Here is a 26,052-nt window from a genome sequence, read left to right on the forward strand (position 1 = left end):
TGGCGGCTTTATTTTTTCGGCATATCAAGACTGAACAAATAATCGATTAAAGCTTTTTGTTCCTTTTCGGAAAAGCCGCTTTTTCGATCGACCCAAAACTCATGCCCTTGTCCTGTCACTCTGACGGTTTGTAAATCGCGTGATGCTTGATTGCTTTTGACGACGCGCTTTCTTACATCCCTGTCGATCAATGACAAGAGGCTGTTGTAGGGATCGGCCGGTTTCCCTTTGGCTACGGTTTCGGGGATGCCGGCTTCGTCAAGCGAACGTCCAACCGCGGCGCCTCCGTCGTGTAAATACGGCGCACTCCAATAAAGTCCGATCAAACTCGGAACTTTGTAGCCTCCGGATGAGCCATCCTTAGCCCACGCCAGTTTGATTTGCTCCTGATCAAATTTGTTTGTCGGCACCTTCAGCACTTTCGCCTTGCCGCTGATCGGCAGCTTTGTGTCCGGCGCATAGATGAGGCTTTCGCCGAATAGTTTTTCCGTTTTTTTAAACGATTGCGCTCTTGTCGGCTCAGTGCCGATTTCTTTGACGGAGACGACCTTGTTGTTTGTCAAATAGCGTCCTGCATGGCAAGAAATGCAGCCCGCTTTGGCAAAAACGTCCCTTCCCCGCTTGATCGATTGACTGTCGGCTTTTGTCGGCGGATTTGGCGGTTGCAGCGTGTTTTGCCAAGCGGATACCGCATTGTTTTCTTCGTTCGCTTTCCTGCCCGGTGAGCCGACATGTACGCCATCCGGCGCAGCCAGCGAGATTTTCGGAAAACCCGGCGGTTTCACCATTTGATTGACGCCTGGAACACCTGGCGTAGGGTCATTCTTTTTGAAAAAGGCGGCAGGTGTCTCACCTTTTGCTGGATGATACCGGTATTTTCTATCTGCGGCACGCTGAAGAATGGTTCCGAGATAAACGTCTTCACTCATACCAAACAGAGCCCGGCTTCCCGGAGACTGTGAAAGGCTGTCCGAATTTTGCGCATGCACATTATTGCTGAACGCGCTTAAGCCTTTGAACGGACCGACCATGGCGGCCCCGCTCCAGCTGTAAGGATGATCCCCAAGTGTAAAAGCGTCCGGTATTTGGGTCGGATTGCTTTTCATATCGATTGTTGAATCGAAGTAGCCTTTCGGCCATTTCAGAAATACTTGATCAACTGCCGCTTCAAGCTGATCGGGATCGGGAAGGCGCTCTTTTTTTCCGTTTGCATGGGTCATCACAGGGCTATCATGATGAATGTATTGCTGAATGCTTTTGACTTCAGCATGTGTGAAATAAGCTGCTGAATTCGTCGCCAGCGCGAGCATCAGTCCGGTGTTTAAATCGGGATTCGTCACCCCTTCCATCACCTTCTTCGTTTTCGGGTCTGTCGTGGCGTGGCAGGCGGCACAGCTGATGCCGACTTTTGCTTTTCCTCCGGCATATTTGACAGGCATGCCGAGGGGTGCATAGGCTCCTTTTGCCACATCGATTCCGGTGTCGATCTTCTCCCCTTTTTTAAACGTTTCATCCCCGATTTTCACCGTTTTGGCCAGCTCGACCCGCAAGTTGGTCGTCCCTTTCCCTTTTAACGCCGCGATAGCTTTTGTCATATTCGCAACTGTGATCGGTCCGTCAAGGAGCCCGAGGATGTCCGTCAAAAAAACCTCATTACCGAACGTTTCTTGATAAAATGTTTTCCGTCCCAAATCCAGCAGCTGATCATCGACCTTCACCGCCCCATCACGAGATCGGATGTTGTCCGCCTCTTCATTTGAAACGAACGTCCCCCAAATATCGTATCCGTTCATCCGGCTTTCTTTTGCGACGACTTTTTCTTTCGGCGGCGTGTAAGCATATTCAGGTTCAAAATATCGCATGGCGATAAAAGCACTCACCATAAAAACCGCTATGATAGCTAAAGCGGTCAGCCATTTTCGTTTTTTCACTTTTATCCTCCTTTTAAATGATTAGATTTCCCCCATTTAAAAAAATGATCGTTAAAAAGGCCGGAAATAATGTAGAACCTATTTCCAGTTATAAAAGGGGCGTCCACCTGGGAAAATATGTGTTCAGTAACGCTTTAGGGGAAAGGAGTGAAGCCGTTTTGAAAAAGTTCATCATGATGTTTGCCGTTTTCTTATGCGCACTGATTATATTTATGATATGGCTTAACACCGGAGATGAAAAACAGGGACGGACCAATGAAAAAACAGCGGTTGTCAAAACTGCCGAAAAGCCTGTCATTGTACTGATCATCGATTCGTTAATGGATGTTCCTTTAAAAAAAGCGGTCAAAGAAGGGCGCGCTCCAGCGCTGAAATTTTTTCTTGAAAACGGCCGCTATGAGCCTGAAGTCGTGAGCGCCTATCCGACGATGTCTGTGTCGATTGACAGCACTTTACTGACAGGAACCTATCCCCATATCCACCATGTGCCCGGGCTTGTCTGGTATAACGAGAAGGAAAAGCGTCTCGTCAATTACGGCAGCGACAAAAAAGAGATGGTCTCACTCGGTCTCAAGCAAACGATCAAGGACGGAATGTATTCGTTAAATCATCGTCATTTAAGCACGAAGACGACAACGATCCATGAAGATTTAGAAAAACAGGGAAAACAGTCGGCCTCTGTAAACGGGCTGATCTATCGCGGGAATCACCGGCACGAGTTAAACATTCCGCCGCCGCTTAAACGGCTGAAGCTGATGCCGGAGAAGATGAGCATCAATGGTCCGGCGCTCTTTTCGCTCGGCCGGTTTGCCCAGCTGAATCCGGAGAACCGCGACCATCATATTTGGCAAAGGTATGGTGTGAATGACAAATTTACGGCGCAGGAAGTCTCTTATTTAATCAAAAAGCACAAGCTTCCGGCGTTGACAGTAGCTTATTTGCCCGATTTTGACCGTGTTGCCCATCAAAAAGGCCCGAACAACATGAATGGCCTTGAAAAAATCGATGAAGAGCTTCAGCGGATGTTAAGCACTTATAATTCATGGAGTGAAGCTTGTCAGCAGGCGGTGTGGGTGATCATGGGAGACAGCGGCCAGACGGTGATCGGAAAAGACAGAGATAAAGCCGTCATCAGGCTCCATTCCGTATTTGCTGATGACAGGACGGCCGATATAAAGGGTCCGCGGAATCAAGACCAGCTTATGTTTGCCGTCAACGACAGAATGGCATTTATTTATTGTATCGAGCAAAGCATGCCGGTTAAAGGAGCGGTAAATACATTGAAGAAAGACGGAAGAATCGGTTTTGCCGCTTGGAAAGAAAACGGCTGGATCTATGCCGATTCAAAGCAGGCGAAAGAGCCGCTTCGTTTCCGACCGGGTGGACGCTATACGGATTCTTACGGACAATCGTGGTCTATCGGCGGGGACTTCTCTGTATTAAATCTTTCAGTGAACGGGAGAATGCTCCGCTACGGGGATTACCCCGATGCCCTCGCCCGTCTTTACAGCGCCCTCCACTCCCACAGCGGCCGATACGTCGTCGCCGACGCGAAACCGGGTTATCAATTTGCCGCAGAAAAATCCCCTCTTCATCTCGGCGGAGGCGGACACGGCTCCCTCTATAAAATGGATAGTCTGGCACCGATGATCATTGTCGGATCGGATGAAGCTCCGAAACATCTTCGTCACGTTGATTTAAAAGAGTTTTTTATCCGATTGACCGAATAGCCTGATTCGTTCCTGAAGCGATCAGGTTTTTTCTTTTGTCCAGGGGTTCTTCGTTGACATTTTTTTGTTGTTCTTTGTAATATATTGATAGCTATTTAGTTTACTTACTTAATTAAATTTAAAAGAGCAGGTGCAAGCGATGAAACAGGATGACATCAGCCGGGAAACGGTTGAACAATTAATTCAGGCGTTTAGCCGGGTGCGTTACTTGGAAATGAAACACACGATTCCCTCTCAAGACTGGAAAAATAATGAAGGGAAAGCATTAATGTTTCTAAATGAAAATGCCGGAAAAGAAGGGAAAATGGTATCGGAAATCAGCCAGGCGCTGCACGTTACCTCCCCTTTTGCCACACAGCTTTTAAACCGGCTGAATGAAAAAGGACTGATTGACCGGCGCATGGATCAAGGTGATCGAAGGATCGTCCGGATTTTTTTAACCGATAAAGGTAAAAAAGCGGCAAAGGAAGTGAAAAAAGAACTCAATCAATGGTTCATCCAGCTGGCCGCTTATATTGGCGAAGCGGAAAGCAAACAGTTTGCCGAGCTAGTCCATAAAATGTCCGACTTTTTGGAGCTCGGCCTAAAAAAAGACGAAAAGAAGGTTGAAAGATGATATCTCTCTTAAAATTTTTGAAGCCTTATAAGCTGCAGGTGATTCTCGTTGCAGCTTTTACACTGTTCGGCAGTTTGCTTGAACTATATTTGCCTACATTAATGGCCGATGTCGTTGATGTCGGGATCGTCAACTCAGACATGGGATACATCCTCAAAAACGGTGTATGGATGATTCTTTGTTCTCTCCTGGCGATCATCATGACGGTCGGCAAAGCTTTTTTCTCATCCAAAACGGCCCTAGGCTTCGGCAGGGACATTCGGCGCAAGCTGTTTGTGAAAGTCGAACATTTTTCGCTGGAGGAGTTCGGGAAGGTCGGGTCCGCCTCCCTCATCACGCGGACGACAAATGATGTCAAACAAGTTCAAGATGTGCTCAATATGATGCTCAACATGATGACAAGAGCCCCGTTGATGTTAATCGGCGGGATTGTGCTGGCCGTATCAAGGGATGCAAAGCTGTCGATCATTTTCCTGGCGTCTCTTCCGATACTGGCTGGCTTAATTTTTCTGATTACTAGAAAGGCCGTCCCTCTGTTTGGCGTCCTGCAAAAAAAGACGGACCGTCTCAACCTCATCCTTCGGGAAGGATTGACGGGTGTCCGTGTCATTCGCGCATTTAATCGTGTAGATGAAGAAAAAAAGCGGTTTGAACAGGCAAACAAAGAATTTCGGGATACGGGAATCGCTGTTAACAGAATCATGGCCTTCCTATTTCCGGTGATGATGATCATGATGAATTTCACGAACATCGCCATCATCTGGTTCGGAGGAATTCGGGTTGATGAAGGCACCATGCAGGTCGGTAACTTAATGGCATTCCTGCAATATGCGTCCATGATCTTGTTCGCTTTGATCATGCTTTCCATGACATTCGTCATGATTCCGCGAGCGCAAGCATCGGCGGACCGCATCAATGAACTATTGATGATCGCTCCTAAAATCTCCGATCCAAAGCAGCCGACTGAAGATAGCGGGCTCTATGGCCATGTTGAATTCAAGGATGTCACATTCCGCTATACCGGCGCGGAAAAGCCTGTCCTTGAACAGATTTCATTCAAGGCAAAGCCGGGCGAAACCACCGCGATCATCGGCAGTACGGGTGCGGGAAAAACGACCATCCTGCAATTGATTCCGAGGTTCTTTGACATCGAAGAAGGGGCTGTGCTTGTAGACGGAATCGATGTGCGGAAGATCCCGCAAAAAGAGCTGCGCAAGAAAATCGGCTACGTGCCGCAAAAAGCTTCATTATTCAGCGGGACGATTCGCGATAATATCCGCTTTGGCAAAGAAGATGCGACTGAAGAGGAAATTCTTGAGGCGCTTGAAGCCGCCCAGGCCTCAGAGTTTATCGAAGGCAAGGAAAACGGAATCGACGCTTATATCGAGCAGGCCGGCGCCAATCTTTCAGGAGGCCAAAAACAGCGGCTTTCCATCGCCAGGGCATTGGTCAGAAAACCGGAGATCTATCTGTTTGACGACAGCTTTTCAGCGCTTGATTACAAGACGGACAAAAAGCTAAGAGACGCGCTGGAGAAAAGAACCGCCGACGCCGCCGTGATCATTGTCGCACAAAGGGTCAGCACGATCACGGAAGCGGATCAAATCATCGTCTTAAATGAAGGGAAAATCGCCGGGATCGGCACACATCAACAATTGCTTGCGGAAAACAAGATTTATCAGGAAATCGTCGCATCCCAGCAAGCTGAGGAGGAGAGCGCATGAGCAAAAAAGAAAATCGGCACCCCGGCTCATCCCCAGCAGGTATGAAGCCTGAAAAACCAAAGGAGTTTAAGAAAACACTCTTGAGGCTGGCCGGCTATTTAAAACCGCGGACTTTTCAGCTTGTGCTGGTCTTCATCGCGGCAATTTTAGGCACCTTGTTTAATGTCATCAGCCCAAAGCTTCTCGGTGATGCCACCTCCTCCCTTTTTGCGAGCTTTACGAAGGGAACCGGTGTTCAGTTTGATTTCCTTGGCCGGATTACGCTGACTTTGGCCGGTCTTTACTTGCTCTCGGCTTTATTTACATTTTTGCAGCAGTACATGATGGCCGGAGTGGCGCAAAAAACGATATTTGAAATGCGTCAGGAAGTTAATGAGAAGCTGACTCGCCTTCCTTTAAAATACTTTGACGGTCATTCGCACGGCGACACACTCAGCCGTGCAGTCAATGATATCGACAATATTAATAATTCGCTGCAGCAGGCGCTGACACAGATGATCACCTCGGTCATCACCATTGTCGGGATCATCATCATGATGCTCTTGATCAGCCCTTGGCTGACCCTTGTCGTATGTATCACCATTCCGCTGAGCATGATTGCGGTGAGGCTGATCGCTTCCTTCTCACAGAAGCATTTCAGCAGTCAGCAGCATGAGCTCGGCGCAATCAACGGCCATGTTGAGGAAATGTTTACAGGACACCAGGAAGTAAAGGCGTTCGGACATGAGGAAAAAGCGATTCAGCAGTTTGATGAAGTCAATGAACGGCTGTACCAATCCGGCTGGAAAGCGCAATTTATATCCGGACTGATGATGCCGATGATGACCTTTATCGGCAACCTCGGCTATGTTTTTGTCAGCATTACAGGCGGTATTTTCGTCTTAAACGGCGCCATGCTGGTCGGGGGCGTGCAGGCTTTTATTCAATACACCCAGCAGTTTTCCCAGCCGCTTGTCCAGGCCGCCGGAATCGCCAACACGATTCAGTCTGCGATCGCTTCGGCGGAAAGGGTCTTCAGCCTGTTGGACGAAGAAGAGGAAAAACAGGAAACACCTGCAGACATCGACACTGAGATATTAACCGGCGATGTGTCGTTTGAACACGTCGCGTTCGGCTATGACAAAGATGTACCGGTGATCCGCGATCTTCACCTCGATGTCGAAGAGGGCCGGACAATTGCGATCGTCGGACCGACCGGTGCGGGAAAAACGACGATTATCAATCTATTGATGCGCTTTTACGAACTGAACAAAGGTCGGATCAAGGTGGGCGGAATTGATCTTACCGAGCTCTCGCGAGAGCAGGCGCGCAGCATGTTTGCGATGGTCCTTCAGGACACCTGGCTTTTTAACGGCACGATCCGCGACAATATTGCGTATGGGCGTGAAAATGCGACAGACGAAGACATCATCCAGGCGGCAAAAGGCGCATATGCCGACGACTTTATCCGCACCCTGCCTGACGGCTATGACACGGTACTTGGCGAGGATGCGCAAAATATTTCGCAGGGGCAAAGGCAGCTCTTGACGATCGCGAGAGCCATTTTGGCCGATCCGAAGATTTTAATTTTGGATGAAGCGACAAGCAGTGTTGACACCCGTACGGAAATGAATATCCAAAAAGCGATGAACAGGCTGATGGATAACCGCACAAGCTTTGTCATCGCCCACCGCCTATCCACCATTAAAGATGCGGATCTGATTCTTGTCATGAATCACGGAGACATTATTGAACAAGGAACCCATGAAGAGCTGCTCCGGCAAGATGGTTTTTATGCTGATTTGTATAACAGCCAGTTTTCCCGGGAAGAAGCCGTCGGATAAGATTTTAGGCTGTGCCTGAAAGCGTGAGTGAAACGCTTTTCTGGCACAGCCTTTTCTTTACATGTCGGATGCCCGGCGGACGCCCGGCCGTCCATTTTCGCAAATAAATGAGGCGGCGGTAGTAATTGGTGCGCCCGGCCTTGAGACATAATCAAGCATTCGATAATCGGCCCGCCAAGATTGCGGCGTAACTGTACAGCGGACATAGCCGCGCTGATCGCTAAAAAATTTCAAATGAGGATTTTCCATAAAAAGGGTTTTGGGGTCCAGCGAACTTGCCCGGTCTCCTCCCGAGCTCACGGAAGTTCCGGCAAATTCAGCGCCCACTGTTGTGGAATTGGGGTTGTCAAAATCGCTTTTAATGTCAAATACCCAGTTGGTATGCACGTCACCTGTCAGGACAATCGGATTGGAAATATGCTGTTTTTGTAAAAACTCGACGACCTCGTTTCGTTCTGCTGAATATCCGTCCCATCCATCCATTGGTAAAATTTTCACATCACCGGCCTGGTGGTCGACCTGTGAAAAAAAGACCTGCTGGGCGAGTACATTCCAAATCGCCTGAGAACTGCGGAGTCCCTCATATAGCCACCTTTTCTGCTCCTGGCCTAAGATGCTTCTTGAAGGATCGGTTGAATCAAAACTGGGCGGCTTATTGCCGTCATTATTGGCCTGGTCGTCGCGGTATTGGCGTGTGTCAAGGATGTTAAACTCGGCTAAATCGCCGTATGTGACTCTCCTGTACATTTGCATATCCGCTCCCTTCGGAAGCGACGAAGTCCTGAGCGGCATATGCTCATAGTAGGCCTGATATGCACTTGCCCGTCTCAGAATAAAACGATCAGGAGATTGATTTTTTTCAGGAATGAGTCCGGCGTAATTGTTTTCCACATCATGGTCGTCCCATGTGACGATCCATGGAAACAGTGAGCGGGCCCGCTGATAGTCGGCGTCAAATAAGTACTGGGCGTGGCGCGTTCTATAGTCTTCAAGCGTTAAGGTCTCCGCGCCTTTATGGAGCCGGACATTCTTGGCTGCTGTCCCTTGGCCGTATTCATAAATCGCGTCACCTAAATGCAAAACGAAGTCAAGGCTTTCTTCCGCCAGTCGGCGGTACGCCGTATAGAACCCCTCTTCGAAATGCTGGCAAGAGACAAACGCAAATGCGAGGTGATCCACTTTTGCCGTTTGGAGAGGAAGTGTTTTTGTGCGGCCGATTTGGCTGGTTTCATAGCCGGCATGAAAACGATAATAATAAATGCTGTCAGGATCCAGCCCGTCTACTTCGACATGGACAGAATGGGCATACTCGCGCTTGGCGGCCGACTCCCCCTGTCTGACGATATTCCGGAAGTCGATATCTGTGGCAACTTCCCATTTGACCGTCACATCTTCCGGGGGCATCCCTCCGCCGTTCAGCGGCTCAGGGGCAAGGCGTGTCCACAGCACGACGCCGTCGGAGAGAGGCTCGCCTGAAGAAACGCCCAAAGTAAACGGATAAGCGGTAAACTTCGGAACTTTCTCCGCAGCTGCTCTGCCCCCCGGTTCTTTTGCTGTCGGTGCACCGCCTGACATTCTTTCATGAAATGCTTCCAGATACCTCTTTGAAATATTTGTTTTCATTACACAGTCCCCTTTACGATTCATAATGAAAAACAGTCCAGAGGCTTTATAACCGGCTTTTCACTTCTCATTCTCTTTTGTAAGCGCTATCAATCCTTTCATCTTTTAAAATGTGATGCTATTTTAAATCTAGCAGACATCGCCTTGAATGTAAATAGATTCCATGTCCTTCCCGCTTAAAGATGAGAAGTGATCAGCCCTACTCTTTTTCTCTTTATTAAAAGCGTTACTTTTGTCTAATTGACAATTTCTTCATAGTATGTCCGTTGAAAAGGGTATAAAAATAGTGATAACGTAAACATATGAACCGGTTCAGGCATGTAAATAACGAGCTTATAAAGGAGAGTTGACCGTGGCAAAATCCATACAAACCAACCGATATGCCAACTGGATTCCAATGAAAGAAATCCGTGCAAATGAAGACCGGCTGTTCCCGTTTCCGGTTTATAACAGACTTCGGCAAACAGAGCCGGTGCGTTATGATCATGATCGCCAGTGCTGGGACATATTTTCGTATGAAGATGTTCAATATGTGCTGAAAAACCCTAAGCTTTTTTCTTCAAAACGCGGCGGTGATATGGAGGGAAAAAGCATATTAACAATGGATCCCCCAAGACATACAAAAATGCGGGCGATCGTCAACAAGGCTTTCACACCGAAAGCCGTGAAACAGCTTGAAGCGCATATTGAAGAAGTCACGGCTTTTTTGATCAATCAAGCCGAAAACAAAGAATCGTTTGATGTGGTGGATGATTTGGCCGGACCGCTTCCGGTTATTATCATTGCTGAACTGCTGGGCGTACCGGCAGAAGACCGGCTTATGTTTAAACATTATTCAGACATCCTTGTTTCCGGTGCGAAAGACAGCTCTGATGAAGCGGTCGAACAGATGAACAAAGAGCGGGACGAAGGCAACCGATTTTTAAAGGAATACTTCAGAGACATTATCAAGCTGCGCCGGAAAGAGCCGAAAGAAGATTTAATATCGCTTTTGATTCAGGCGGATGTCGAGGGCGAATCCTTGTCTGAAGAAGAATTGCTCAGCTTTTGTATACTCCTTTTAGTCGCGGGAAATGAAACGACAACGAATTTGATTGCCAATGCCGTCCGCTACTTAACGGAGGATGTCAAGGTACAGGAAACGGTTCAGAACGACCCATCCCTCGTTGTCCAGCTTGTCGAGGAAACGCTGCGCTATTATCCGCCCGTACAGGCGATTGGCCGCGTGGCGGCTGAAGACGTAGAGATCAAAGGCGTCCCGATTCAAAAAGGAGAATCCGTCATCAGCTGGGTCGCTTCAGCTAACAGGGATGAAACAAAGTTTAATGACCCTGAAATCTTTAAGCTTGACCGCAAGACAAATCCTCACATGAGCTTCGGCTTTGGCATTCATTTTTGTCTTGGCGCTCCCCTCGCCCGTCTGGAAGCGAAAATCGCGCTCTCTCACCTGCTGCAAAACTTCCGGATGGAAAGGGAACGGACAGAAGTGCTTGAAGCGATTCAGAGTCCATTTGTATTCGGGGTTCGCCATCTTCCCATACGGCTTTCATAAAAATGAAAACAGGACGGGTTTAAAAACCCGTCCTTATCGTTTGACTTATGGATTTGTAGACCACATGCCCGCAGATTTAATAAAAATGCGCGGATGCAGTTTAAGCTGGGCTACCATAAATTCAGCGAGATCCTCCGGCTGCATGACGCGTTCAGGGTTACCGTCGGTTAATTTTGAATCGATGGCTAAATCTGTTGCAACCGTGCTCGGCGTAAGGGCGCTCACTCTGATGTTGTGCTTTCTGACCTCTTGCATTAACGATTCGGTCAGCCCGAGCACGGCAAATTTAGATGCGCTGTATGCGCTCGTTCCCGCTGCTCCCCTTTGACCCGCTGTTGAAGAAATATTAATGATGTCCCCCGCTTTTCTTTCCACCATTTCAGGTAAAACGGCGCGCGTTACATTGTATACGCCCATCAGGTTGACCTGGATGATTGATTCCCACTCTTCCGGCGTTTGTTCAAGAAACCCTGCAAATCCTCCGATACCGGCATTATTAATGAGGATATCAATCTGGCCGAGTTCCCCTTTAATGGATTGGACTGCGCTTTCCACCGCTTTTAAATCTTTCACATCAGCTGTGCTGACAGACACTTTTACACCGAAAGGCTTCAATTCTTCAGCCGCTTTTTCCAGATTGGCTGTCGTGCGGCCGATCAGGCCGATATGGACGCCTTCTTTTGCCAGTGCGATCGCAGCCGCACGGCCGATTCCTCTGGCCCCGCCTGTAATAAGAGCTGTTTTGTTTTGTAAAGATTGCATGACGAAACTCCCTTTCTCTATGTAAGTCACAAGGAAAATTATAATGAAACCTTGCAAGAATAGGCAAATAAAAAGGTTTGGATCACCTGCCCCATCATCAGGACGTACTGCAATAATTTAGAAACCAAACAACATTATTGTAAATCTGTAAAAGACCAAGTATACTCATATAGTCGCGGTAAAAACCTAACCTTTGAAGCGGATAGCGAAACTCGTGAGAGATGCGGATATACATGATAGAATCGTCTTTTTCTTCGCCTCTCATCTTGTGCAATATCTACATTAGAAAGACGAAATAACAGGAGGAATGGTATGGAAAAGACCCAAACCTTTAATTCTAAAGCTATACTTATCACCTTCATGATTGGCGCGTTCTTTGCCATATTAAATGAAACCTTGCTGAACATTGCGCTGACGGAGCTGATGACCGTTTTTCATGTTGACGCTCCGACCGTTCAATGGATGGCGACCGGATTTATGCTTGTCATGGGCGTTTTAATGCCTGTTTCCGCGTTACTCATTCAATGGTTTACGACAAGGCAAATGTTTATCGGCGTCATGACGGTGTTTTTGACAGGAACCGTGATCGCCGGCTGTGCGGTCAATTTTCCGATGCTTTTGACCGGACGCATGATTCAGGCTGTTGGTACGGGATTGTTAATTCCCATTATCATGAATGCATTGCTTTTACTCTACCGGCCTGAAGTCCGCGGCAAAATCATGGGGACGTTTGGACTGGTGATCATGTTCGCCCCTGCCATCGGCCCTACGTTGTCAGGTGTCATTGTCGATGTCCTCGGCTGGCGCTGGCTGTTTTTTATCGTGATTCCTTTTGCGTTATTTTCCATTTTGTTTGCAATGAAATATTTGCAGAATGTCGGTGAAGTGACGCGACCGCGTGCGGATTTTCTCTCGATCATCCTCTCCACGATCGGGATCGGCGGAATCGTATATGGATTCAGCAGTGCTGGAGAAGATCCCGAAGGGTTTGCTTCTGTCAAGATCATTGCTGTGATTGTCATCGGTCTGATCAGCCTCGTTTTCTTTGTGCTTCGTCAATTGAAGCTTGATGAGCCATTGCTCGATGTCCGTGTGTTTGCCTATAAAAATTATACACGCGGAGTCTGCATTTTCGTGATTGTCATCATGGCGATGTTTGCCTCAGAAATAGTAATGCCGATGTATTTGCAGGGACCGCTTGGTTTTTCTGCGAAAACGGCCGGTTTGCTGCTTTTGCCGGGTGCTTTGTTAAACGGCCTGATGTCGCCGGCGATGGGCGCTTTATTCGATAAATTCGGGCCGAGAAAGCTCATTATCCCGGGCACAATCGTCTTGATCGGTGTGATGATTTTCTTTAGCAGAATTAATCCGTCTGTGCCGATATGGGCGTTCATTATTGTTTACATCATCCTGATGCTGTCAATCTCTGCGATCATGATGCCATCGCAAACAAATGCTTTGAACGAACTGCCGAAGCATTTGTACCCGCACGGAACGGCGATCTCCAATACATTGCAGCCTGTTGCCGGAGCACTGGGCGTTTCGGTCTTTGTCAGCATTATGACCCAAGGCCAGCAAAGTTTTCTCGATCAGCACAAAGGAGCTGCCGTCAGCAAAGGATTGCTGAATGAAGCGATGACACACGGTGTACATCATGCCTATTGGTTCGCGCTCGCTTTAAGCGTTGCGGCTTTCTTTACCGCGATATTTATCAAAAAGGCGGTTTCGCCTGATTTTGATAAAGAATAAAGTCTTTTTAAGCCCCCGCGTTTCGCTGAAAGAAGCTCGGGGGCTTTGATCATGTTCTTCACAAAGAATAATTTTCAGAATTGACGGGATGTTGTGACATGATATAATGCTAGAATCATACTATTTTTACCGGAAAGGAACGTATCCTATGGAGTCTTATGTTGATCAAAAAGACGGCATTTTTAAATCCGTATGTTCGCTTGACTGTCCTGACCAGTGCGGGCTGCTTGTTCATAAAAAAGACGGTAAAATCGTAAAAATACAAGGTGATCCGGATCACCCGGTCACGCGTGGCAACATCTGCAATAAAGTTCGCAATATGACAGAGCGCATTTATGATCCACAACGGCTGAAAACCCCGCTGAAACGGACGGGCGCCAAAGGCGAAGGGAAATTTGAGCCGATCAGCTGGGATGAAGCCATTGAAACGATCCGCACACGCTGGCAGGAACTCATTGAAAAAGAAGGCGCTGAAAGCATACTGCCTTACAGCTTTTACGGCAATATGGGAAATTTGACTGCTGAAGGAATGGACAGGCGTTTCTTCCACCGTCTCGGCTCAAGCCAGCTTGACCGCGCGATTTGCACCCCTGCGGGCTCAACGGGCTACAAATACACGATGGGTGGAAGCATCGGCACAGATCCGGAACATACAACAGAGACAAAACTGTTCGTATTTTGGGGAATCAATGCCGTCTCAACAAACATGCATCAGATCACAATCGCCCAAAAAGCGCGGAAAAACGGGGCCAAAATTGTTGTGATCGATGTTCACAAAAATCAGACAGGCAGAATGGCGGACTGGTTCATCCCGATCCGTCCGGGAACCGACAGCGCCCTTGCTCTCGGCATTATGCACGTGTTATTCAAGGAAAAAATGGCTGACGAGGCCTTTCTCAAAACATACACAGTCGGATATGAAGAACTGCGCCGCCATGTCGTTCAATATGATCCTGACACGGTGGCAGAAATCACCGGGGTTCCGCGTGACGATATCGAAAGGCTTGCCCGTCTGTACGGCGAGACCTCCCCTTCTTTGATTCGCATCGGAAACGGTCTCCAGCATCACGACAACGGCGGTATGATCGTCAGAACGATTGCCTGTCTGCCCGCGATTACTGGGCAATGGACGGTAAAAGGCGGAGGCGCGATTAAAGGCAATACTGCATTTTTAGCCTATAATACAACGGCCTTGCAGCGCCCGGATTTGTTACATGGCAGAACCCCGCGGGTGATCAACATGAATCAGCTTGGAAAAGCCCTTTTGGAAGCCGATCCGCCGATCCGTTCTTTGTTTGTGTACAGCAGCAATCCGGCCGTCGTCGCGCCTGAAGCAAACAAGGTCAGACAAGGACTAGAGCGCGAAGATTTGTTTACCGTCGTCCATGATTTATTCCTGACGGAAACCGCGCGGTACGCAGATATCGTGCTGCCCGCTTCTTCCGCTTTTGAAAATACCGATTTCTATACATCATATTGGCACCATTATACACAAGTGCAAAGACCTGTGATTGAGAAATATGGTGAGAGCAAATCGAATACGGAAGTGTTCCGCCTTCTGGCTGAAGCGATGGGCTTTGATGATGAACCGCTCAAGGACTCGGATGAGGAAATGATCAGACAGGCTCTTCATTATCCGGACAATCCGTGGCTTGAAGGAATAAATTATGAGAGCTTATCTGAAAAGCACTTTGTAAAAGCGAAAAGAGAAGCGATTTTTCCCGACAGGCTCCCGACGCCGAGCGGAAAAATCGAATTGTATTCAAAAACGATGGAACAAGACGGCTATCCCGCCCTGCCGACCTATACACCGCTTGCAGAGACGAGCAATTATCCATTTTTATTCGTACCCGGGCCGAATCACAATTTTTTAAACTCGACCTTTTCAAATAATGAGAAACATATCAAATTAGAAAAGGAACCTAAGCTCCATTTGAACAGACAAGATGCAGAAGAAAAAGGGATTGAAAACGGAGATATGGTAAGGGTTTGGAATGACCGCGGCGAATGCGTGCTCCCGGCGGCCGTCGGTGAAAACGTCCTCCCGGGTGTGGCCGTCAGCCAGGGACTGTGGGCCGATACGAAAGGCGAAAATTATTTGGTGAATGCGCTGACACCCGATCGTTTGGCCGATATGGGCGGCGGTGCCACCTTCTTTTCGGGAAAAGTTCAAATTGAAAAAGCATAGCCATAAAAAAAGACCGGTGTTGATTCACCGGTTTTTTGAATGATCAGACTTGTTTTAAAGGCCCCTATCTACTTCTGTGCTCCCCTTATTTTTTCTACATAGTTTGCGGCAAATTCCGTACTATGTTTGATGAATCTTGTGATAACCTGCAGCTCCTGATCGGTATATCGACTGAAAAGCACCGCAGATTGTTGGGCAAGCTCTTCAAACAGTGAATAAATATTCTCCATGTTTTCCGGCACCAATTCAATCAAGAGCCGTCTTCTGTCTGAGGCATCTCTAGTGCGCCTGGCATATCCCGCGTTTTCGAGCCGGTCGATCACACCGGTGATGGCCCCGGTTGTCAGGGAGCTCTTTTCCGCCAATTCCCCGGCTGTCATGCTCCCTTTACGCGCAAGAATCTCAAGGCATTTATGGTCTGTTGCATTCAATCCGATTTTTTCACTGATCGCCTGGTGCATAAAAACGGTGGCGGTGCTGTGAAATCTTAACTGCTGAATCAGTTCCTCGATGAGCGTTTCTCTTCCTTTTTGATTTGTCCTTGACATCGGCAACACCCTTCTATAAAATCATAATGTCTTAGAAACTAAGATATTTATTTCCTGATATAAAATAATGATAGCAGGATCCCACGCGAATGCCAAATCTAATAAAAGGAGAATCGAATCATTTGTCAAATACTCAAAACAAAAGATTAGGATTTATTGTAGCAGGATTGCTGCTCGCCATTTTGATGGCCTCTATGGACAATACGATCGTCGTCACGGCAATGGGCACGATTGTCGGTGATCTCGGCGGGCTCGACAGCTTTGTCTGGGTCGTATCCGCGTTTATGGTTGCTGAAATGGCGGGAATGCCGATTTTCGGAAAATTATCGGACATGTACGGCCGAAAACGATTTTTTCTGTTTGGAAGCTTTGTTTTTATGGCCGGTTCTGCATTGTGCGGAACAGCTTCGAGCATTGAACAGCTCAGCATTTACCGCGCCATTCAGGGGATTGGCGGAGGAGCGTTGATTCCGATTGCCTTTACGATTATTTTTGATATCTTCCCGCTTGAAAAACGCGGAAAAATCTCGGGTCTGTTCGGGGCCGTTTTTGGCTTGTCCAGCATTTTTGGACCTTTGATCGGCGCTTATATCACAGATTTCATCAGCTGGCATTGGGTATTTTACATCAATCTGCCGCTCGGTTTGCTTTCTTTCATTTTGATCGCGATGTTTTATCAAGAAACGAAACAGCATGAAAAACATCATATTGATTGGTTTGGCGCCGTTACGCTTGTGGGGGCTGTCGTCTGCCTCATGTTTGCGCTTGAGCTTGGCGGCGGGACATATGCCTGGGATTCAAGCGAGATCCTTCTGCTCTTTTGCAGTGCAGCGGTATTATTCATTTGCTTCTTTTTGATTGAACGTAAAGTGAAAGAGCCGATTATTTCGTTTGATATGTTTAAAAACCGCCTGTTTGCCGGAAGCACGCTTGTCGCTTTATTTTACGGAGGGACATTTATTTCGGCGACGATCCAGATTCCGATCTTTGTCCAAGGTGTATATGGGGATTCGGCGACGAATTCAGGGCTTGTTCTTCTGCCGATGATGCTCGGCTCCGTTATATCCGCACAGCTCGGCGGTTTCTTAACGACAAAAATGAGCTACCGGAAAATTATGGTGATCTCAGGATTCATATTGGTTGCGGGTTTTTCTTTGTTAAGCACGCTCAACATCGATACCCCCCGTCTTTTATTAACCGTCTATATGATCGTCGTCGGTCTGGGGGTCGGCTTTTCCTTCTCTGTTTTGAGCATGGCGGCCATTCATCATTTCGGTCCAGAGCAGCGAGGTTCTGCGACCTCAACAAGCAATTTTGTCCGCTCGCTCGGCATGACAATCGGCGCCAGTATATTCGGGATGATTCAGAAAACCCATTTTTCAGAGCAGATGCAGACGTTTTTTAAAAGTGCTGATGCAGCGGCGATCGCTTCTGCCGATGACGCGAACCAAATTTTATCAAGCTCGAGATCATCGATTCCGCCGGACATTCTAAATCGGATCACTGAAGCGTTGTCAAACTCGATCGTCCACACGTTTGCATGGGCGGTTCTGCCTGCAGCGGCCGCCTTATTGTTGGTATTCTACATGCCGAATGACCGGGTAAACGTAAGCGCCAAAGGCAAGTGATGATGGCTCAGCTTGTATGGCCAGTCCGCTTCTTCCTTGTCTTTTTCATTTTTGAGATGATCAAAAGCGGAATCGGCACAATACAGAATAAAACAGCCGCAATGTAGCCGATCATATCGCCGAGCGAAAAAACATCATCGACATTTTTGGGTATCATTGCAATCAAATACATCACCGGAAGCAGACCATACATGATCGGTCTGCTCTTTTTTTTAAAGACTTGAGACAAGCCCAGCGATGCGGCGTAAAACGAAATGATGAAGGTGGCGAACAGTTGCATGATCCAGATGACAAGCAGCATGGACTCAAACCGTTCAAATATCAACCCCGGGATTTCAAAGCTGCGTATCAGTTCAAGCGTCGGCCATGTCATTGAAGTTACTCCGTCAACGGACAGCGCCCCGATGACAAAGACAACGGTCGTGAAATAAAAAAGCATGGAAATGCTCAGTCCGGCGACAAGCACTTTGATGCCCTTTTCCGGCTTTTTCGTAAACGCCAAAAGAAAGACCATGACTTCCGCGCTGATAAAGGAAAGGGTCGTTGCCTTCACCCCTTTGAGGACCGGCATGAAGCCGTCTCCGAGGACAGGACGCAAATTGTCCAGTTCAAATATGCCAAAGCTCATGAACACAACAATCATGAAGATGATGACTGTAATCGGAAAGATGATTTCAAGCAAACGGGCGATCGCGCCCATCCCGTCTTTGATCGATTAAAGCCCGACCCACATCATCGTCATGACAATCGCCCAAAGCGGTGTTCCTTCGAGCAGATAAAAGTTGATAACTTCCGCCATGATTCTTGCTTCAAATGCCGCAATCGAGACAAAGTGCTCGATAAAAAACAGACTGATGACAGCCGCCAGCCATTTGCCGACAACCTTCCCGCCGTATTGAAAAAACGTTTGCCCGGGATAATCCTGACTTAATTTTGTCACGATCACTCCGGCCGCAAATGTGATCAGTCCGCCTAGAATGACGGATAACCACACGTCCGGTGTACCCGCCTCATCTACGGACGTTCTCGGTAAACTGAGGATTCCCGCAGCCATAATATAGCTGACAAAGACAACAATCGCCTGAGTTGTTGTGATGTTATCTTCGGAACGGATCATTTTTGCAATCTCCGCCTTTCGCATTTCTGTTGTTTACTGATCCCCTACTGTTCCGTAATCTTTAATCGTGATCTGCACATGATATTTAATCGGAATGTCGGTAAAGGTTTGATCCCAGTTTTTCTTCAGCTTTTTCCAAAGTCGGGGATGTTTGATTCTGAGCTGGTTTCCGAATCCGGCGAGATCCGCTTTGTATTGGCGCTGCATTTTTTTAGTAATTTGCTCCATTTGTTTCTTCACCGTTTGCGCTGTGTTTTTTTCAACTCTTTCCAAAAACTTGTTGTCGAACGCTTTTTCAGCGGTGTTCCAGTTTTCGGCGAGGTGTCCCTCTGACTCAACATTGACTTGAAAAGAGAGGCGGCCGCCTTTGACAACGGGCTTGATGTTGCTGTTAATGGTTTCCACTGCAAAAGCGTTCAGTTTTTTGGCTTTGGTATCATAGCTTTTGACCGCCCCGCCCTTCCCCTGTCCAGTGATCCACATCACACCTTCTAAATCCTCTTCATCCAAATAGCCGATCAGCTTGTTGTTTTTTCCGTTGATGGCGGCGGCCCCCGCGTATTTGACTTCCCCGTCGGCGCCGACCACATTTTGTATCAGGAAGCTCGAGCCTGATCTCATTTTGCCTGTCAGTTTGGCCAGTGTCACAGGAGGGAGCACTTTTTTTGTTTTGTACTCGTTTTCAACGATTTTGCGCAGGCGAAACGCCGGCATTTCACCAGTTTCCTTCAGGTTAAGCGTGTCTTTTGCTTTTCCTCTTGTCACGAGAACGAGGCTGCTCGGCCTGATTTCGTTGTCGCGGAGGGGCTGATCGAGCAGTTCTTCCAACGAATAGGTACGGAGCAGCTCGCCGGCGACGACGATCACCTTTAAATGGGGGCTGAAGATCGGCCTGTCCTGCCTTAAAGCCACTTCAGCGCTGATTTGTTGTAGCGAATCACCAGTTTCATAAATATTGAAATAAGATTTTTGTGGTGACCCCCCTCCTCCGCTCGCCTTTGAGCCGGCAGCCTGTTCGTTGACATATTGATAGATCATGGTGATCCGGTCTTTTTTCGGGTAGTCTCCCCCCATTTTGTCAAACTTTTTTTCAAGAGCTGTTTCACTGCCTTTATCGATCCCCATGGCAAATGTTAAGCCGAGCTCTTCTATTTCATGGCTGCTCCAGCACCCTGTTAAAACCAAAAGAGAAAAAACGGAAAGGCAGCGAAGCATGTCAGTTATTTTTTTCATGATTCCCCCTCCTTATTTTTGTGATCACAAGCAGCAGCAGCGGGATGAGGCCGACTAAATACAAAGCGGTGTTTCCGATCATATCTCCGATGGAAAATAGCTGATTGATGCTTTTCGGCGTCATGGCAATCATATAGATCAGCGGGAGCAGGCCGAATAAGATCGGTTTCATGTTTTTGTTAAAAAGCTGGGACAGCCCTAATGCGGCAATATAATAGCTGATGGTGAAATTGGAGAAGATCTGCATGATCCAGATGACAAGCAGAAACGATTCAAACCGTTCGAGTACGAACCCGGTGATCTCAAAGCTCCGCATCAAATCGATCGTCGGCCACGTTCTTGTGACCACTCCGTCAATGGAGAGCGCCCCGATCACCATAATAACGGTGATCACGTAAAAGATAACCGGAAAAGAAATACCGACCAAAAGAGCTTTGTACGCTTTGTCCGGCTGTCTCATAAAAGGAATGACAAACAGCATCACCTCAATGCCGGTATAAGCAAAAGACGTCGTTTTAACCCCCTGAAGCGCCGGCGTGATTCCCTTCCCAAGTACAGGGCGCAGATTGTCGGGGTCAAATAGGCCGATGCTCATAAAAGCGACGGTTAGAAAAATCATCACCGTAATCGGAAAAATGATTTCATAAAGACGGGCAATCGGATTGATGCCACCGATGATCAGATAAATGCCGCACCATAAAAAAATCATTGCCATTGCCCAAAGCGGGGTTTCTTCAAGCAAAAAAAACTGCATGACTTCTGTTACAGATCGGACTTGAAAGCCCGATGTTGTAAGGAAGTAGCAAACGAACAGCAGGCCGACCGCCCCTCCCAGCCATTTTCCGATAATATCCCTGCTGTATTGATAAAAGGTTTTTTCCGGATATATAAGGCTTAGCTTCACTATAATGAATCCTGCCATCATGGCAACCAGTCCGCCTAAGATGACGGACAGCCAGACATCCGGCGTCTTGACCGCATCAACAGAAGTTCGCGGCAGCGTCAGAATGCCCGTCCCCAATAGAAAATTAGTGATGATAATGACGGTTTGCGAAACGGTGATTTTGTCTTGCGAACTGACCATAAAGACCGGGCCTCCTTTCATTAAGCCTAATTCCCGCTTTTTCTTTTTCTCACCTTTGCAATCACAAGGAGCAAAATGGGCAAAAGACCGCCCAAATACACGCCGCTGTTTCCGATGAAGTCGCCAAATTCAAACATTGTGTTGATGTTGTTCGGAGCCATGGCAATCAAATAAATCAGCGGAAGCAAGCCAAACATGACCGACTGAAGCCTCACTTTGAAGAGCTGGGACAGCCCCAATGCCGCAGCGTAAAAAGAAATGGCAAACGTATTGAAAAGCTGCATGATCCAGATGACAAGCAGCAACGATTCAAATCGTTCAAAAATGAGCCCGGGAATTTCAAAACTTCTCATTAAATCAATGGTCGGCCAAGTCCTTGTGATGACGCCATCAACCGACAAAGCGCCGATGACCATGACGACGGTGATCATGTAGAACAATAAGGGGATGGCTGTTCCGATCACAACGGTTTTTATGATGTGGTTCGGCTGATTCATAAACGGCATCAGAAGCAAAATAATTTCGATGCCTGAAAAGGACAGAGCCGTTACTTTTATTCCTTGTAAGACGGGTCCGATGCCTTGCCCCATGACAGGTCGCAAATTGTCCGGCTCAAAAATGCCAGTACTCATAAACACCACCAGCAAAAACAGGATGACTGTAATCGGAAAAACGATTTCAAACAAACGGGCAAGTGAACTCAAACCGCCGACAATCGAATAGAGCCCCACCCATAAAAACACCATCGCCGTTGCCCAGCGCGGCGTTCCTTCCAGCAGAAAAAAGTGGGTGATTTCAAGCATAGAGCGGACCTGAAATCCGGAATGAGACAGCATATAGAAAATGAACAGGAGGCTGACAAATCCGCCCAGCCATTTACCGACGATCTCCTGGTTGTATTCATAAAATGTTTTCTTGGGATACTGCTGATTTAGCTTCACCATGATGATTGCGGCCGTCAGTGCGATCATTCCGCCTAAAACGAGGGTGATCCAGACATCCGGAGTCTTCACTTCATCGACAGATGTTCGCGGCAGCGTCAAGATGCCTGTTCCAAGCAGGAAATTGATGACGATGACCGCCGTTTGTGCAGTGGTGATATGCTCTTTCGGCCTGATCATCATGAATGTTTGCCTCCCTTCTATATTGCTACTGGCGTGTTGTATCGTCTGTTTTCGTCAGCTTCGGTCTTTTTCTCATCATCAACAGCGGCGCACGAACAATAAAATCTTTCCAGTCGCCTATACGATATGGAACAGCAGGGCTCGCATATGGAACACCAAAGCTTTTCAGCTTCACCGCATGACTGGAAAGCATCAGGAAAAACATGATCACGCCGTACAAACCAAATGTGGCCGCACAAAACATCGCCGCAAACCTCAGCATACGCAGGGAAATGCCGGCGCTGTATTGCGGAATCGCAAATGAAGAAATTGCGGTGACCGCAACGACGATGACCATGATCGGGCTGACGATGCCTGCCTGAACAGCCGCCTCGCCGATAATGATACCGCCGACGATTCCCATTGCCGGACCGATCGGTTTTGGGAGCCGCAGTCCGGCCTCACGTAAAATCTCGATGGCGATTTCCATAATCAGCGCTTCAATCAGAGACGGAAAAGGCACCCCCACCCTCGTCCCTGTGATCGAGATCGCCAGCTCGCTTGGGATCAGCCCGGGATGAAACGAGATAAAGGATATATATAAAGCCGGTCCCAGTAATGAAATCATCGCCGCACCGATCCGCAAAATGCGGATCAGTGAACTTGGAAGCCAGCGTTCATAATAGTCCTCAGGCGATTGAAGGAGCATGCTGAAGGTCACCGGCACGATTAACACAAAAGGCGTTCCATCCAAGAGAATCGCCACCCTGCCTTCCATCAGAGCGCTCATCACACGGTCGGGCCGTTCCGTGCTTTGCACCTGCGGAAACGGACTGAGATAATTGTCTTCAATCAGCTGTTCGACAAAGCCTGATTCAAGCACATCATCGATATTAATACATTGGACTCTTTTTTTGACTTCTTCCACCAGCTCCGGATCGGCAACATCTTTAATGTAGGCGACGACAAGCTTTTTGACGGCTCTTTTCCCCACTTGAAATTGGGTCATCGACAAGCTTTGATTTTTTCCGTGCTGCCGCAAAAGCGCGGTGTTTGTCCCGATCGTTTCCGTAAAGCCGACTCGCGCCCCTCTGACCAGCGCTTCCGATACCGGCTCTTCAATATTTCTTGTATTTTTCTTGACGGTGCCGAGCATCAGAACATCAGCTGATCCGTCGATCAAAAGCAGTGTCGTTCCCATGAGAACCTCCGGCACCACCTGGCTTACATGGTTGGCCTCGGTGATCTCACTGATTGATAAAATTTGCTGTTTGATCACCACGGGCAGACTGCTGTTGTTTAATGACGAAAGCTCCATTTGATATTCTTTAGAGAAATCGGCCATCAGGGATTTCATGATGTGTTTGTCGATCATGTCTTTATCTGAAATTGCTTCGACAAAGGCGATAGCCGCCCGCGTGCCGGTGCGTCCGATGTCAAACTCGCGGAAATGAACATCCGAATTATGTTCCATCGCTGTTTTGGCCATTTCCAGATCATGGTCGAAATCACCGGTAAAATAGCCTGTTGATTCCAAAGACGGCGCTTCGATCTTTGCGGATTTTTGTTTATTGGTCTGTTGCATGATTCTTCGTGTTTTCGATTTCCACCATCTCATCTCTTCACTCATCCTCTTTTATACGAATCCAAAGAAAAAATCTTGATATGGCAAATGGAATGAAAAATACAATAAAAGCCTGCATCAATGTCGGCCAATCTGGAAAATAGGTAACAATCGTTTGCCACATGTTGATCACCCTTTGCTAAGTCCATCTTTTTTATCCTATTATTCCCTTGGATGACTTCTATAATTGTGGTAATTTCACCCACGCAAAAAAGCCATCTGTCCCAAAAAACGAGACAAATGGCTTTTGATTAGTCTTTTTTTGAAAGCGCTTGTTTACGCTTCACAAGCTCAGAAAATTCCTGATCCAGCTCGCGGTATCTCACTTCATCAGGTGAAAGTCCGGCCAGCTCGCCAAGCACTGCGGTCATTCGGTTTTCAATCCGTAACATTTCATCTTCTTCCCCGCTTTTTTTGCTCAGAGATTTTGTCTTGCGCCGCAGGTAGTCTTCCAGACCGGTTTCCACTCTGGTCACGCGGCCGTTTTCAAATACGAGCAGTTTGCTGCACAATTTTTCAGTAAAGTACCGATCATGCGAAACGATGATGATCGTTCCCTGAAATTCCAGCAATGTCTCTTCCAGCTGTTCTCTGCTTGGCAAATCCAGGTGGTTGGTCGGTTCATCCAAAATCAATAGATCGTAATCGTCCAGCACCATGCCAGCCAGTTTGATCCGTGTCCGCTCCCCGAGGCTGAACGTTCCAATCGTGTGATCAAACCGGTCTTCTTTGATCCCCATATTGGCCATCATTGTCCGCGCCCTTGCGATTTTGTCTCTGTCAGACAGCTTCAGCGCTTCGGCCACTGTCTGCTCGGGTTTTAAATTGCTGACATCCTGGCTCAAATAAGCGGCCTTGACAGACTGACTTTTCCATAACACTCCTTCTGTGGCCGGCTCCTCCTCCAAAAGCATCTTCACCAGCGTTGTTTTGCCGCAGCCATTGTCTCCGATAAGAGCAAATCTCTCTCCGTGCTTGATGTAAAAATGGCTGTCTCTGAATAAGGTTCTTCCATCAAACGTTTTTGTCAATCCTTTCGCTTCGAAAATCCGTTTGCCTCTTTTTACTCCAGATGAAAATTGAAACTTGACTGCCGCTTCATCCTTTGGCTTTTCCGCTCTGTTTTTTTCAAGTTCTTGTTCAAGACGCTTGAGTTTTGATTTGACTTGATTATCGAGCTTTTTAGCTTTGACCCGATGGTATTCTTTAAATCCCGCCTGCCTCCGTTCTGACTGGGTCCCTTGTTTTGTCGAGTCGCGGTGAGCTTTCTGCGACCAATTTTGCAGAGTGGAAATCTGTGACTCGATCCTGTTTTTATGCTTCTGCTGGACCTCGTATTGATGCAGGCGTTCTTCATACAACCGCTCTTTCTCCCGCCGGTATGCGCTATAGTTTCCTTGATAAGAGTGCAATTTTCCATCTTCAAGCTCAAATATTTTCGAGACGGATTGATCCAAAAAGTAGCGGTCGTGGGAAATAATCAATACCGCACCTTGATATTGTTCAAGCTCATCAAGCAGCCAGTTGATTCCTTTTAAATCCAAGTGATTGGTCGGCTCATCGAGAATCAGGACATCAGGGTTCGTCTTCCAGACGTGCGCCAGCGCGAGCTTCAGCTTTTCTCCGCCGCTCATATGGCCAAGCCGTTCGGAACTCCAGCTTTGAACCTTTGATAAGCCGAGGCGGCTTGTCAGTTGATATAATGTCCCGCTTTCAGCCCCTGTTAATATGGTTTTGAAATCATTGACCGAATACTCAATCGACTGCTGCAAATAGCCGATTTTAAGCGTCCGGTCCATTTGAACAGTCCCTTTGTCAGCTTCCATATGACCGCTCAAAATATTGGCAAGCGTTGTTTTTCCCGCTCCGTTGCAGCCGACCAAACCGATCCGCTCTTGATGTGAAATCTCAAAATCGATGTTTTTTAAAATGGTTTGCTCTCCAAAGCTTTTTTGCAACCCTCTTATTTTCATTAAAATCGTCATACTGCTCACCTCTGTTTGTTTTGGCTGACAAC

The 26,052-nt window shown here is 47.6% G+C and carries 17 protein-coding genes and 1 pseudogene; 8 read left to right on the forward strand and 10 right to left on the reverse strand.

All coding sequences use genetic code 11. From position 1 onward, the window contains the following. Positions 1-8 precede the first annotated feature (8 nt). Entirely contained in the window at positions 9-1,883 is a 1,875-nt protein-coding gene (locus ACINLD_RS05915) for a hypothetical protein (RefSeq protein ID WP_051290413.1), read from the reverse strand. 206 nt (positions 1,884-2,089) lie between these two features. Here ACINLD_RS05915 and ACINLD_RS05920 point away from each other — a divergent pair, with 206 nt between their 5' ends. From ACINLD_RS05920 to ACINLD_RS05935, 4 genes are all read left to right on the forward strand, one after another. After that, complete coding sequence (locus ACINLD_RS05920) at positions 2,090-3,661, forward strand: alkaline phosphatase family protein (RefSeq protein WP_026587373.1); 1,572 nt, start codon at positions 2,090-2,092, stop codon at positions 3,659-3,661. Between the two features lie 139 nt (positions 3,662-3,800). Continuing rightward, positions 3,801-4,277, forward strand: coding sequence for a MarR family winged helix-turn-helix transcriptional regulator (locus tag ACINLD_RS05925; RefSeq protein ID WP_026587374.1), 477 nt, complete (start codon positions 3,801-3,803; stop codon positions 4,275-4,277). Next, positions 4,274-6,001, forward strand: coding sequence for an ABC transporter ATP-binding protein (locus ACINLD_RS05930; RefSeq protein WP_026587375.1), 1,728 nt, complete (start codon positions 4,274-4,276; stop codon positions 5,999-6,001). The genes ACINLD_RS05925 and ACINLD_RS05930 overlap by 4 nt, the downstream gene beginning before the upstream one ends. Further along, positions 5,998-7,824 carry an ABC transporter ATP-binding protein gene (locus tag ACINLD_RS05935; RefSeq protein WP_026587376.1) on the forward strand — a complete coding sequence of 609 codons (1,827 nt, stop codon included), beginning with the start codon at positions 5,998-6,000 and terminating at the stop codon, positions 7,822-7,824. Before ACINLD_RS05930 ends, ACINLD_RS05935 begins: the two co-directional genes overlap by 4 nt. A 57-nt stretch (positions 7,825-7,881) precedes the next feature. Here the strand turns inward: ACINLD_RS05935 and ACINLD_RS05940 are convergent, their stop codons facing one another. Beyond that, a complete protein-coding gene (locus ACINLD_RS05940; protein WP_026587377.1) occupies positions 7,882-9,447 on the reverse strand; it encodes an alkaline phosphatase D family protein in 1,566 nt (521 codons plus the stop codon). 397 nt (positions 9,448-9,844) lie between these two features. Between ACINLD_RS05940 and ACINLD_RS05945 the strand changes: the two genes are divergently transcribed. Beyond that, on the forward strand, positions 9,845-10,999 hold the full coding sequence (locus tag ACINLD_RS05945) for a cytochrome P450 (protein WP_051290414.1): 1,155 nt from the start codon (positions 9,845-9,847) through the stop codon (positions 10,997-10,999). A 45-nt stretch (positions 11,000-11,044) separates the two neighbouring features. Here ACINLD_RS05945 and ACINLD_RS05950 read toward each other — a convergent pair whose 3' ends face one another. After that, the gene (locus tag ACINLD_RS05950; protein WP_026587379.1) at positions 11,045-11,761 is read right to left on the reverse strand and encodes a 3-ketoacyl-ACP reductase; all 717 of its coding nucleotides are present in this window, start codon (positions 11,759-11,761) and stop codon (positions 11,045-11,047) included. A gap of 312 nt (positions 11,762-12,073) precedes the next feature. Here ACINLD_RS05950 and ACINLD_RS05955 point away from each other — a divergent pair, with 312 nt between their 5' ends. Further along, positions 12,074-13,510, forward strand: a complete 1,437-nt coding sequence (locus ACINLD_RS05955) for an MDR family MFS transporter (protein WP_026587380.1) — start codon at positions 12,074-12,076, stop codon at positions 13,508-13,510. 148 nt (positions 13,511-13,658) lie between these two features. Continuing rightward, positions 13,659-15,698 (forward strand): molybdopterin-dependent oxidoreductase, encoded by a 2,040-nt coding sequence (locus ACINLD_RS05960; RefSeq protein ID WP_077736659.1) that lies wholly within the window; start codon positions 13,659-13,661, stop codon positions 15,696-15,698. Between the two features lie 68 nt (positions 15,699-15,766). Here ACINLD_RS05960 and ACINLD_RS05965 read toward each other — a convergent pair whose 3' ends face one another. Further along, positions 15,767-16,246, reverse strand: coding sequence for a MarR family winged helix-turn-helix transcriptional regulator (locus ACINLD_RS05965; protein WP_077736658.1), 480 nt, complete (start codon positions 16,244-16,246; stop codon positions 15,767-15,769). Between the two features lie 89 nt (positions 16,247-16,335). Here ACINLD_RS05965 and ACINLD_RS05970 point away from each other — a divergent pair, with 89 nt between their 5' ends. Next, entirely contained in the window at positions 16,336-17,874 is a 1,539-nt protein-coding gene (locus ACINLD_RS05970; protein ID WP_051290382.1) for an MDR family MFS transporter, read from the forward strand. A 7-nt stretch (positions 17,875-17,881) separates the two neighbouring features. Here ACINLD_RS05970 and ACINLD_RS05975 read toward each other — a convergent pair. The 6 genes and pseudogenes from ACINLD_RS05975 to abc-f all read right to left on the reverse strand — a co-directional run bounded on the left by ACINLD_RS05975 (position 17,882) and on the right by abc-f (position 26,020). Then, positions 17,882-18,991, reverse strand: a pseudogene (locus tag ACINLD_RS05975) (spore germination protein). A 33-nt stretch (positions 18,992-19,024) separates the two neighbouring features. Further along, positions 19,025-20,224, reverse strand: coding sequence for a Ger(x)C family spore germination protein (locus ACINLD_RS05980; protein WP_077736657.1), 1,200 nt, complete (start codon positions 20,222-20,224; stop codon positions 19,025-19,027). Next, positions 20,208-21,308 (reverse strand): spore germination protein, encoded by a 1,101-nt coding sequence (locus ACINLD_RS05985; RefSeq protein ID WP_026587386.1) that lies wholly within the window; start codon positions 21,306-21,308, stop codon positions 20,208-20,210. Before ACINLD_RS05985 ends, ACINLD_RS05980 begins: the two co-directional genes overlap by 17 nt. A gap of 26 nt (positions 21,309-21,334) precedes the next feature. Continuing rightward, positions 21,335-22,432, reverse strand: coding sequence for a spore germination protein (locus ACINLD_RS05990; RefSeq protein WP_026587387.1), 1,098 nt, complete (start codon positions 22,430-22,432; stop codon positions 21,335-21,337). A 25-nt stretch (positions 22,433-22,457) separates the two neighbouring features. Further along, a complete protein-coding gene (locus ACINLD_RS05995; protein WP_410206946.1) occupies positions 22,458-24,029 on the reverse strand; it encodes a spore germination protein in 1,572 nt (523 codons plus the stop codon). 257 nt (positions 24,030-24,286) lie between these two features. Next, positions 24,287-26,020: a ribosomal protection-like ABC-F family protein gene (abc-f, locus tag ACINLD_RS06000; protein WP_026587389.1), complete on the reverse strand. Its 1,734-nt coding sequence runs from the start codon at positions 26,018-26,020 to the stop codon at positions 24,287-24,289. Positions 26,021-26,052 lie beyond the last annotated feature (32 nt).

The organism is Bacillus sp. z60-11 (assembly GCF_046464135.1).
Lineage (GTDB): Bacteria > Bacillota > Bacilli > Bacillales > Bacillaceae > Bacillus > Bacillus sonorensis_A.

Excerpts from the sequence above, each read along its gene's own strand:
- ACINLD_RS05935 (WP_026587376.1), top strand. The coding sequence starts at position 5,998 with ATGAGCAAAAAAGAAAATCGGCACCCCGGCTCATCCCCAGCAGGTATG.
- abc-f (WP_026587389.1), bottom strand. The coding sequence starts at position 26,020 with ATGACGATTTTAATGAAAATAAGAGGGTTGCAAAAAAGCTTTGGAGAG.
- ACINLD_RS05930 (WP_026587375.1), top strand. The coding sequence starts at position 4,274 with ATGATATCTCTCTTAAAATTTTTGAAGCCTTATAAGCTGCAGGTGATT.
- ACINLD_RS05955 (WP_026587380.1), top strand. The coding sequence starts at position 12,074 with ATGGAAAAGACCCAAACCTTTAATTCTAAAGCTATACTTATCACCTTC.
- ACINLD_RS05940 (WP_026587377.1), bottom strand. The coding sequence starts at position 9,447 with ATGAAAACAAATATTTCAAAGAGGTATCTGGAAGCATTTCATGAAAGA.
- ACINLD_RS05995 (WP_410206946.1), bottom strand. The coding sequence starts at position 24,029 with ATGAGATGGTGGAAATCGAAAACACGAAGAATCATGCAACAGACCAAT.
- ACINLD_RS05925 (WP_026587374.1), top strand. The coding sequence starts at position 3,801 with ATGAAACAGGATGACATCAGCCGGGAAACGGTTGAACAATTAATTCAG.
- ACINLD_RS05945 (WP_051290414.1), top strand. The coding sequence starts at position 9,845 with ATGAAAGAAATCCGTGCAAATGAAGACCGGCTGTTCCCGTTTCCGGTT.
- ACINLD_RS05960 (WP_077736659.1), top strand. The coding sequence starts at position 13,659 with ATGGAGTCTTATGTTGATCAAAAAGACGGCATTTTTAAATCCGTATGT.
- ACINLD_RS05970 (WP_051290382.1), top strand. The coding sequence starts at position 16,336 with ATGCCAAATCTAATAAAAGGAGAATCGAATCATTTGTCAAATACTCAA.
- ACINLD_RS05950 (WP_026587379.1), bottom strand. The coding sequence starts at position 11,761 with ATGCAATCTTTACAAAACAAAACAGCTCTTATTACAGGCGGGGCCAGA.
- ACINLD_RS05990 (WP_026587387.1), bottom strand. The coding sequence starts at position 22,432 with ATGATGATCAGGCCGAAAGAGCATATCACCACTGCACAAACGGCGGTC.
- ACINLD_RS05985 (WP_026587386.1), bottom strand. The coding sequence starts at position 21,308 with ATGGTCAGTTCGCAAGACAAAATCACCGTTTCGCAAACCGTCATTATC.
- ACINLD_RS05980 (WP_077736657.1), bottom strand. The coding sequence starts at position 20,224 with ATGAAAAAAATAACTGACATGCTTCGCTGCCTTTCCGTTTTTTCTCTT.
- ACINLD_RS05965 (WP_077736658.1), bottom strand. The coding sequence starts at position 16,246 with ATGTCAAGGACAAATCAAAAAGGAAGAGAAACGCTCATCGAGGAACTG.
- ACINLD_RS05915 (WP_051290413.1), bottom strand. The coding sequence starts at position 1,883 with ATGGTGAGTGCTTTTATCGCCATGCGATATTTTGAACCTGAATATGCT.